The organism is Limisalsivibrio acetivorans, assembly GCF_000421105.1.
Taxonomy (GTDB): Bacteria; Chrysiogenota; Deferribacteres; order Deferribacterales; family Geovibrionaceae; genus Limisalsivibrio; species Limisalsivibrio acetivorans.
The window spans coordinates 336,435-347,158 of record NZ_ATWF01000002.1 but is presented as its reverse complement, the minus strand read 5'-3'; the positions used below and the strand labels follow the sequence as shown (position 1 = coordinate 347,158).

General features: G+C 49.3%; 7 protein-coding genes. 5 read left to right on the top strand and 2 right to left on the bottom strand.

Features of this window, described 5'->3' with window-relative positions; translation table 11 throughout:
- Positions 1-35: 35 nt before the first annotated feature.
- Positions 36-2,003, bottom strand: coding sequence for a methyl-accepting chemotaxis protein (locus K300_RS0112855; RefSeq protein ID WP_022852084.1), 1,968 nt, complete (start codon positions 2,001-2,003; stop codon positions 36-38).
- Between the two features lie 260 nt (positions 2,004-2,263).
- On the opposite strand from K300_RS0112855, the gene ftsY reads away from it, so the two are divergent.
- The 4 genes from ftsY to K300_RS0112835 are packed head-to-tail and all read left to right on the top strand — an operon-like array spanning position 2,264 to position 6,213.
- Positions 2,264-3,550 carry a signal recognition particle-docking protein FtsY gene (gene ftsY, locus K300_RS0112850; RefSeq protein WP_022852083.1) on the top strand — a complete coding sequence of 429 codons (1,287 nt, stop codon included), beginning with the start codon at positions 2,264-2,266 and terminating at the stop codon, positions 3,548-3,550.
- Positions 3,547-4,329: a hypothetical protein gene (locus K300_RS0112845; RefSeq protein ID WP_022852082.1), complete on the top strand. Its 783-nt coding sequence runs from the start codon at positions 3,547-3,549 to the stop codon at positions 4,327-4,329. Before ftsY ends, K300_RS0112845 begins: the two co-directional genes overlap by 4 nt.
- Positions 4,316-5,338, top strand: a complete 1,023-nt coding sequence (locus tag K300_RS0112840; protein ID WP_022852081.1) for an SPL family radical SAM protein — start codon at positions 4,316-4,318, stop codon at positions 5,336-5,338. Before K300_RS0112845 ends, K300_RS0112840 begins: the two co-directional genes overlap by 14 nt.
- Before the next feature lie 5 nt (positions 5,339-5,343).
- Entirely contained in the window at positions 5,344-6,213 is an 870-nt protein-coding gene (locus tag K300_RS0112835; RefSeq protein WP_022852080.1) for an ROK family protein, read from the top strand.
- On the opposite strand, the gene K300_RS16430 is transcribed toward K300_RS0112835, so the two are convergent.
- A complete protein-coding gene (locus K300_RS16430; RefSeq protein WP_022852079.1) occupies positions 6,207-8,066 on the bottom strand; it encodes a diguanylate cyclase in 1,860 nt (619 codons plus the stop codon). The two genes, K300_RS0112835 and K300_RS16430, sit on opposite strands and share 7 nt — an antisense overlap.
- Before the next feature lie 156 nt (positions 8,067-8,222).
- On the opposite strand from K300_RS16430, the gene K300_RS16425 reads away from it, so the two are divergent.
- Positions 8,223-10,718, top strand: a complete 2,496-nt coding sequence (locus K300_RS16425; protein ID WP_022852078.1) for a ChaN family lipoprotein — start codon at positions 8,223-8,225, stop codon at positions 10,716-10,718.
- Positions 10,719-10,724 lie beyond the last annotated feature (6 nt).

Sequence of the window (10,724 nt, the reverse complement as noted above, 5' to 3'; positions counted from 1 at the left end):
TTAAGCCCCCCTGTATTGTTGGTTTAGCACTGTTTTTACTGAACCTTGAATTTAGAGATAAGCTGATTCAGGTTCTCTGTCTGGTTCTGCAGGTCGTTTATGGTGTGTGCAACTTCTGAGAATGCCGCTGAGCTTTCCTCAATGGCGGAGGCGATACCCTGCAGGTTGCTGTTGATATTCATGGTGGATTCGTTCTGGATGTTAACAAGGCTCATCACAGATTCGCTCTCCTGATGGATAAGGTTGGCGGATTCAACGATCTCATCGAATACGTTTCTTGTTTCCTCTGCCGCTTCGATACCCTGATCCACACTGCTCTCAGCATCCTTCATGCCTTCCTCGGCAGAAGCCGCCTCTTTCTGCAGGGTGGAGATAATCCCGCTTATCTCCTTTGTGGCGGTCTGGGTTCTCTCTGCCAGCTTCCTTACCTCATCGGCAACAACGGCGAATCCTCTGCCCGCCTCTCCAGCCCTTGCGGCCTCGATGGCGGCGTTCAGGGCGAGAAGGTTGGTTTGGTCTGCGATATCGTTAATGACATTGATGATATCACCGATATCGTCGGATGAGCGAGAGAGCCCGCCGATAATGCTGGAGAGCTCGGCAGTGCTCGATTTTATGTGGGTAACCTTTTCGATGGTTCTTTCCAGGAACTCCTTACCGTTACCGGTTACCTGCAGAGCGTTCTCGGATTTCTCTCTGGTCTGCTCAACATGGCTTGTAACCTCTCCGGCGGAGTTTGTTACTTCGTCCATGCCTCCGGCCACTTCGGACATCTGCTGTGCCTGACTGTCCGCAGTAACGCTCAGCTCTTCCGATGTACTGGAAAGCTGGTTTGTTGCTGATACAACCGAATCGGTGGTATCCCGCACGGTGAGGATGGCATCCCGTATATTGTCTACGAACTTGTTGAACTCATCGGCAACGGTTCGAATCTCGTCGTTGGTTTTAACCTCAACCTTCTTAGTAAGGTCTCCTGCGGCGATCTCCTTGAAGACGCCGATGAAGCTGAGAAGGGGCTTCGTTATCATGCTGGCAATAATAAAACTTACGACGATGAATATGGCTATTATTATGGGTGCAAGGATGAAGTTTATATTTCTTAGCTTTATTATGGGTCTTTCAAGCTCCTCAATATAGCTCCCTGCGGCTACAATCCAATCCATCTCGGGGAGGTATTCATAGATTACGATCTTCTCCCTTGCCTTTTCTTCTCCAGGGTTTTTCCATGGGTATATGATCTTGCCGCTCTTCTTCTCAAGCATCTCCTTGATAAAGAGCCTTCCGTCTGTATCCTTGGCGTTGGCTAAATTTTTCCCTTCGCTGGCAGGGTGTACCATGAGCTTACCTTCATTATTGAGGATGTATCCGTACCCTGTATCACCTATCTTTACATCGAGGATGTAATCACGGAAATCGGCGGTTCTAACAAGCTGGGGAAGCTCCTCCTTTGCTGCCAATCCGACAATAAACCACCCCCAGGGCTGGAAGAAGTTTGCATAGGCGAAGTATTCCTTCTCGCCGTTTCCGTCATCCCATTTTATGGTGGCAAATCCATTCTTGTTTTCCAAAACCTTGGTGAAGCCGTCTATCTCATGAAGATCCTGTCCTATCATTCTACCGTTGGGGTGTTCGTATATCTTCCCATTCTCTTCGGCTATCATTATATAACCGGAATCGAGGATCTTCTGCCTGCTTAGTACCTGAGAGGCCTTCCATTTTGCAGCGGCTTCTTCGTTGATGCCCTGCATATGCTCTCCGTACTCGAAACGTACCGTTTCAACGTTTGAGTCCACAACGCCTTCGAGATAGTTTTTTGTGCTGGTGGATATGGAGGCTTTAACCATTGATGTGAATATCTCGGCGATGTGCTGGAGATCCTTTTCGATCATTGTATAGGCCATCTTGCTGGAGACCCTGTAACTGGTTATAATGAGGAAGCTTACCGCTATCAGAGAAAGAAGGCTGAACGAAACAATAATCTTGAGTTTGATAGACATCTTCATTGAATTTACCCCGGACTGTAAAATTTAAAAAATGTGTTTTAAATATGTTAGCTTTCTTGTTACTTTGTCAAGAGAAAGCTTCTAGTATCTTATCATTAGAAATCTGTATTTAATAGCACATTTTTCCAGAGGAAAGTAATTAATAAAACAGAGTTCTACACTTACGCCTTTTGATATATAGATAAGTATATATTGACAAAAAGAATGGTGCAGGTTTTACTGCCTTTGTCTCATATAAAGCTATTTTTGGAGTGTTTACCATGGGTTTCTTTGACATATTTAAAAAGAAGAAGAATATAGATGAGGATGATTCCCTTTCAGAGGAGCATGAGCTTGAAGAATCACCAGAGGAGCCGGAACCAGAAGGTGGAGCTGAAGAGCCCGCTGAAGAGGCGGCTTTAGAGGATGAATCCAAAACCGGAGAAGCGATCCCCGCTGAGGAGATAACGGGGGAAGAGCCGAAGGGTGATATTAAGCCCGTCTCCGGCGATGAGCTACCCGATCCCGAAGAGATAGAGGTGGGTATCCCCGAGGAGGAGCTTGAGACGGAGATCGAACCCGAACCGGAGCAAGAGCCCGAGAAAGCGGCAGAGGAGGACCCCAAAAAAGAGCGGAAAGGGCTTTTCAGGCGTTTGCGCATGGGGCTTTCCAAAACATCCGGCAAGCTTGTTGGTGGTATCGAAACAGTTTTTGCTGGTAAAAAGGTTATTGACGAGGAGCTCTTGGAGGAACTGGAGGAGCTTTTCATCTCTGCTGATGTGGGGGTTAACACCTCCCTATCTATTATAGATGATGTACGTTCGGAGGTTTCCAGAAAGATCCTGAAGAATCCTGAGGATCTCAAGGAATCTCTTAAGACAAAGATAAAGGATATACTATCCCTGGACAATAGTCTGGTTCAGGTTGATGAGAACCCTTATGTTGTTGTAGTCGTTGGTGTTAACGGCACTGGCAAGACCACGAGCATCGCAAAGCTGGCCCGCATGTTCAAGGCGGAGGGGCTCAGAACGGTACTCGCCGCCGGCGACACATTTCGTGCGGCGGCTGTGAACCAGCTGAGCGTATGGGCGGAGCGTGCTGGTGTTCCCATAGTTAAGCAGGCGGAGGGGAGCGATCCCGCCGCAGTTATATACGATGCCGTTACATCCGCAAAGGCAAAGGGATACGATGTCGTTATCGCAGATACGGCGGGAAGGCTCCACAATAAAGCGAACCTTATGAAGGAGCTGGACAAGGTCTTCCGTGTTATTAAGAAAGAGATGCCCGATGCACCCCACGAGGTTCTCCTTGTTCTCGATGCCACAAGCGGCCAGAACGCCCTCGCACAGGCAAAGGTATTCCACGAGGAGATCGGTGTTACAGGAATCGTGCTCACCAAGCTGGATGGAACAGCCAAGGGGGGTGCTATCATAGGCATAGTGAACGAACTCCAGATCCCCGTTAAGTTTATCGGATTCGGCGAGGGTATGGATGATCTCCGCCCCTTCGATGCGGATAATTTTGTGGATGCTTTGTTTCAAAGCGAAGGGGAAGACGAGGCTGAATGAGGCTGCTGAGTCTTGAGTCGTGCAGTTCTCTTTTCAGAAGCCTTAAGGAGGAGATTTCCCCCTATCCCCCTGTGGCGGCTAAAGTGGAGGGTGAGTGGTACAGGCTTAATCTTTTTGACAAAGAGGTTTGCGAGTATTTGAGCGCAGGTGAGCTTAGCCCGGCAGAGGCCGTTGCACTGCATATGGAACTGCTCGGGGATCTTGGTCCGGCTGAGCTGGGCAGGATAGTTACCCTCTGTGCGCACTTCGGTATCGAACCCTGTACGGTTCCCGGAATGGAACGCTTTGTGAAGGGTAAGCGCAGTTTTGATGCACTGAGGGTTCTTGGGGAAGCCCCGATTGAATTTCTCAACTATATAGAGCAGAAACGCCCCTCATTGAAAATCATATCCATTTATTCAAGCCTCAGTATTAGTGGCAGAAGGTTCCTCCATGAATACACAATCGAAACATCCCCAAGTGTCTCCGCATTCAGGAAAACCGTTGAGCTGTTGAGCGATATGGGTGAGGAGAATACACCGGAGAATTATACGCCCGAAGCACTCGATGAGCTTGCCGGTACACGCAGTTCGTTTCGCCGTGATTTTATGGACAGCTTCTCAAACCTCTCAGGCCCGCTCGATATTCAAAGCAATTCCGGCTTTGAGGACGGCTCCCTCACCCTCAGGATAGATTTCTCCACCCCGGAGGAGTTCGAGGCGAAGATAAAGGGAGCGGCGGATTCAGCAGACAGGATCAGAGATATCTACAGGTTCCTACAAGAAAATGATATATGTTGAGAAAACCGCCCTCGGAACTGAGCTGACAGAGAGGCTCGAAAGGGAAGGGCGGCAGATGCAGGTGGTTGAACCTGGGTTTATACCCGAGGATGATAAGAAGAATATCCTGATCACCTCCTCCGCCAACAATTTTGTACATAAATGCCCCGCAACAAGTATATACAGGTGCTGTGGATACTTCGTAACCGATGCTGTGGAGGGTTGCCCCTTCGACTGCTCCTACTGCATACTGCAGGCTTATCTTAACCACTCATGGATCAAAGTATATTCGGATCTGAGCCGTATGGAGAGTGAGATCCGCACCCTTGCCGCAGAGGGGAGGAGGAGGCTTGGTACGGGGGAGCTGGCGGACAGCCTCGCCCTTGACGGGGTTCTGGGGTTGAGCGAGTTCTTTGTGCCCATCGTTAATTCTCTTGATAACATACAGTTTGAGCTTAAAACCAAGTCGGTACAGGTATCAAGGCTGTACAACCTGAATCCCCGAAACGTTGTCCTCAGCTGGAGCCTTAATCCGTCATATATCGCTGAGCGTGAGGAGCATGGCGCCGCCCCCGTTTCTGAGCGGATAAAGACTGCTGCACAGATGGCGGAATGCGGTTACAGGCTGGCATTCCACTTCGATCCGCTTATCATGTATCCCGGCTGGGAGGAGGGTTACCGAAGCCTCATAGAGGAGCTTACGGATAGCATCGACCCTGCTGTGGTGGAGTATATCAGCATATCCACCTTCCGCTTCATGCCGGATCTTGCAGGGATTGTGCGTGAAAAGCACCCTGAAAGCCTCCTAATGCGAGGGGATTTCGTGAACGGTTTGGATGGAAAGATGCGCTATTTCAAGCCCCTGCGCACAAAGATGATCAAAATGGTAACTGAAGCCTTGCAGAGTAGATGGAAGGATGTTTTTATATACTACTGTATGGAGCATTCCACAGTATGGGAGCAGAATTTCGGCTTTGATCCCGGCGAAAGGGACGAGTTGGAGGGGCTGTTCCCCTTTTACGGAAGGTGAGACCGATGCGCTTTGCATGCTTTGACATAGGCGGAACAAACCTTAAGAGAGCGGTAGTTAACGATAAAGGTGAGATCCTCTCGTTCAGCTCACTTAAAACACCATCGGAATATGCCGGTCTTCTTGAAAGCATTTCGGAATTTATCCCCGATGATGTTCATTCTGTGGGTATCGGTATACCCGGAACATACTCACGGGGGAGAGCATACTGCCCTAATCTCAAGTCCCTTAACGGCAAATCCCTTGGAGCGGATATTAAGGGGATGAGCGGTAAGGATGTCTTTGTGGAGAATGATGCCGGCCTTGCAACCCTGGGCGAGTTGGCTTTCTTTGAGGATGAATCAACCCGCAATATGATCCTGCTCACACTCGGAACGGGTGTCGGCGGTGGGCTTATCATGGATGGTTCGTTGGTAGGCTCGGAGAGGGCTGTCTTTGAAGTGGGCCATATAACCCTTGACGCCATGGGTGAAAGGTGCGGTTGCGGTAAATGCGGATGCTTCGAGACCTTCTGTTCCATGAGTGGGCTTGTCAGGATCTTTAACACCCTTTCCGAGGAGGAGAGGGTGGAGAAGGCGGCTGATGTGTATAAGCTCTGGAATATGGGGCACACCGTGGCGGGGCTCTCCTTCGAGCGTTACGCACATTATCTGGCCCACGGTATGGCAAGCCTTGCAAACCTTTTCAGCCCCCAGAAGATAAAGATCGGCGGAGGGTTGAGCGAGCTTTCCGATGCGTACCTCCCCAGCGCTGTGCGTATATTCTCACGCATAGTTTATCCCAGCCTGCGGGGAGAGATAATTATTGAGACGGCTCAGTCACGCAACAGGGCGGGTATACTCGGTGCGGCTGCCCTCTGTCTGCGTTCTCAGTAGTCCTCGCCGTGATCGTCCCAGAACTCCTGCCTGAAACGGATCACACGGTTCCTGCCCTCTTCCTTCGCCTTATATAGTGATATGTCAGCAAACTTGATGGCCTGCCAGAAGTTTTCCGTATCTCTGGGGAATATTGATATACCTATGCTTAGTGTCTTCTTGATCGTAACCGAGGGGGAGATCTTCATCTCATAGTTCTGCATGTTCTCCCGGATCTTCTCAGCAACGGTTATAACCGCCTCGTCATCCCCCGCTTCCTTGATTATGACAAGGAACTCCTCGCCGCCGTAGCGGACGACGATATCGGACGCTCTCACCGATGACTTCAGCACTGCGGAGAGCATCTGCAGAACCTTGTCGCCAACCTCATGTCCGTGGACATCGTTTACCTTCTTGAAGTAGTCTAGATCGCACATCAGGATGCCGATATTCGTGTTTTTGCGCCTGTTTTCAGCTATTAGGAATTCGGTGTATTCCTCAAGGAACCTTCTGTTGTTGAGCCCTGTGAGGGGGTCCTTGAGGGTGGTTTCCCGAAGGTTTTTGAGCAGTTTCTTGCTTTCGATAACGGGTGATGCGTTTCGCAGGTATTCCTGCAGGACGGGGAGCTTATTTTTAAACTCCTCCTCTTTCTCAGGCTTTATGGTTATGTGCACAACTTCCCCTGCGGTTCCCCCAATAATAATGGGTATACACATATGCTTGCGCCCTTCGTCGTAACCGAGAAACTTGGGACAGGAGCGGTACTCCGGTTCGCCCATAACAGTTTGGGCAAGGCGTTTCGCCCTGCACTCATCGGCGTGAATCAGAATATCCGAAGCGCAGGGCATCGGCTCCAGAGTGCAGGAATCGCCGCAGATCTCATGGTTGAGGTAGTTGATCCTGTTCTTGGCATCGTCCACCTCATATATGGCGAAGTTTTTGATGCCGAAGGTGTCAAGCAATGTGAATATCCTTGTATAAACCTCAACAATATTCTGATCCTCTTCAATGAGCTGTTTAAAACGCTCCATATTTATCCGCTTCTGGAGGTAGTTGTTGAAGGCCTCTATCATGCGGCCTATCTCGTCCTTGTTGCCCGCTTTTAGCTTCATATCCGTTTCGCCGGAGGCGGCAAGGGCGTCTATACTTTCGGTTATACTGTTTATGTTTTTGGTCATCCCCCTCAGATAGGTGAAGAGGAAGCCGATTACGATTATTGTTGCCACAAGACCCAGAAGAAAACTGAATCCCACAGCTTTGATGATCTCCATCCTCTTACGTTTAAGGATGCTGTTTATATTCTTTTCAGCCGCTTCGGTTTTATCGAGGCTCATGATGTAGTAGTTAAGGGGCTCGAAGTACATGGTGTTCACAAAGTAGCCCCTTGGCTCATCCTTTGCGGCAAAGTCTATATAGGAGCCGTGGATCCTTGTTTCATAGGCCTGTTTAATGAGATGGACGATCTTTGCCCTATTACCCGGACTGAAATTCATCAGTGTTTCAAACTCACTTCCGCTGCTGGAGATAAGATCGCCGCTGAAGTCGTAAAGTGCGAAGGCGTACTGGTTATCATTAAACAGGAGTACGTTGTTTACGAACTCCCTTATTATGTCCTCCCTCCCGAGCTGTTCCTCCCCTGCGGAGGTATAAAGCTTGGTAAGGATACCGTGGAGATCCATGGTGTATTTCATATGGTTGAAGGATTTTTCCTGGAAATACTGGGCCTGTTTGTCGAAGATCTCTTTATCACGAAGATAATTGTCGATCTCCAGATAGATGAAGAAACCGTAGCCCACAACGCCGAGAAGTACTAGACCCATGAAGTAGATACCGAGCAGTTTGATCTTTAATGACACGTTGCGAAAGAAGTCCATATAGCAAATCCTCTGATAAATAAACGTTAAGCCCTTTAATATTCTCATAAGAATGTTACATTTTTAGTAGGATTTCAACATATTTCCGGCCTCAGGGGATCTTTTTTGAGAAACTTGTCAGGTCTTCATATGTCATTAATGAAAAAAGGGGGAACCATGAGATATATTATTATTCTGCTTATGTTTGTTTCGGCCACAGCCTTCGGGGCGGATCCGGAACTTCTAAAAGCTTTCGGCCACAATGAAAAGGCAAAAAAGGCTATGGCAGAGTATTTCGATACACTCAATGAGAAGAGTATCGATGCGGGGGGTGTTCGTATCTCCGTTCTTTTCTCCGACAGTAATATGGAACATGCGGATAAGTATCTTGAAGCCTCTGCGGAATACATCGAGCTTTATTCCAAGCTCCTGACTCCCTATCCCTATGAGGAGTTCAAGGTTGTGGAGGTTCCTTATCCCGCAGGCTATGCCTTTGACGGCTATACGATGATCGGAAAACAGCTCATACCATACCCTTTTATACTGGACTACTCCCTTGGTCATGAGGTTCTGCACCAGTGGTTCGGGGGTGCTGTGGGTATAGATTACGAAACTGGTAACTGGGCCGAGGGGCTTGTTACACTTCTCTCGGATCACCTTTACCGTGAGAGCAGCGGAGAGGATAAGGAGTACCGTAGGATGACCCTTGCCGGGTTCGATTCCTATGTTCGCTCCGAAGATGAGATATCACTGAGGGAGTTCAGAGCGAGACACGGCAAGAAGACCTCCTCCGTCGGCTATGGCAAGTCGATGATGTTTTTACACATGCTAAGGAATATGCTCGGTGAGCAGTCCTTCTACGATGGCCTGCGCCTTTTTATTCGTGAGAATACGGGTAATGAGGCATCATGGGATGACCTGATACATGCCCTTGAGAGATCTTCCGCCAGGGAGCTAAAACTGGTGGCAGGCAGATGGCTTGAGGTAAAGGGTATGCCGGAGTTAAGCCTTCATGGTGCGAAGGTCGGCATGGTTCCGGAAGGGTTTGAAACTAAACTGCGCCTCACAAGGGGAGGAGCACAGCTTCCCATACATCTTCCCGTTAGCATTAGGACCGTTAATGGTATCGAGGAAAGGAGCGTTTATCTCGATTCTGATAATGCGACATACTCGTTTATAACAGAAGAGGAGCCTGTGGAGCTGGCTGTTGATCCATCCTTTGATGCCCCCCGCATACTCCTCCCTGCCGAGACGCCCCCCACTACAGCACGGTTTATGGGGGCGGATTCGAGGATAATAGTAACCGGGGATGCGGATAAATACGCCGCACTCATTGAACTGTTCGACGGTAAGGTGATACAGCCCGATGAACTTACGGACGAGATGTTCAGGCAGAACACGATCCTCTTCGCCGGAGTTTCCGCTAAGGAGTATCTTGGCGAACGGGGGAGGATCGAGGCCGGTTTCGTCTTTAACGTATATCCCCACCCTTTCATGGAGAAGGGGGTTGTTGCCCATGCTTCCGCCATGAGCGCAGAAGAGGTTGAGCGTGCGGCTGGCAAACTGAGGCACTACGGCCGTTATGCGGGGTTAGCCTTCAATATGGGGGAGAATATCCTGAAGCGTGTTGAAACAGCTGAGAACGGTATTATTGAAGAACTGCGAAGGGAAAAGCAGGGGGTTAAGGTGGAGAGTGTGTTAAGCGTTTCCGATATTGCCCGAACTATGAAGGATGCTCCGTTTGTGTTCATCGGCGAGAAGCACGACGAGTTCTCCCACCATGCAAACCAGTTGATTATGATAAAGGCACTGCACGACAGAAAGGGTGATATAGCCATCGGCATGGAGATGTTCCACAGGGAATTCCAGGATGTTCTGGATGACTACATCGCAGGCAGGATCGACGAGAGAACAATGCTGGAGAGAACCGAATACTTCTCACGCTGGCGCTTTGACTTCAACCTGTATAAGCCGATACTGGATTATGCAAAGGAAAACAGTATACCTGTAATAGCACTTAATATAAGCAACGCCATAACCGCCAAGGTCTCGAGAAATGGCCTGGAATCGCTTACGGATGAAGAAAGGGAGCAGCTCCCCAGGGAGATAGACTACTCGAACAGTGATCACAGAGATTTCCTTGAGCACATATTCTCCATACATAAGGAGAGCCGCAACTTTGAATATTTTCTCCAGGCACAACTCCTCTGGGAGGAAACCATGGCCGAAACTGCGGCAGACTACTATCAGGCCACGGGGCGGGATATGGTTATCCTCGCCGGAAACGGCCATGTACGTTACGGCTATGGTATTCCCGATCGTCTCAAGAGGCGTACGGGCGGGGATTATGTTACAATACTTAACGATGCTCCGATGAATGAAGGGGTGGCTGATTATATCCTCCAGCCCCAGCCGCTGGATGGTGAAAAAGCTCCGAAGATAGGGGTTTCTATCCTGACGGCAGAGGGGGTAGAGGTGATCAAGGTCTTTGATGATACCCCCGCCATTAGGGGTGGGGTAGAGAAGGGGGACGTCATAGTCGGCATAGACGGCCAGGATGTCGAAGAGCTTGAGGATCTTAAGCTAGCCCTCTTCTATATGGAGAAGGGGATGGATATAACCCTTGATGTTCTGCGTGATGGAGAGCGTTTAACCCTTGAACTTACCCTTTAGGAGGGT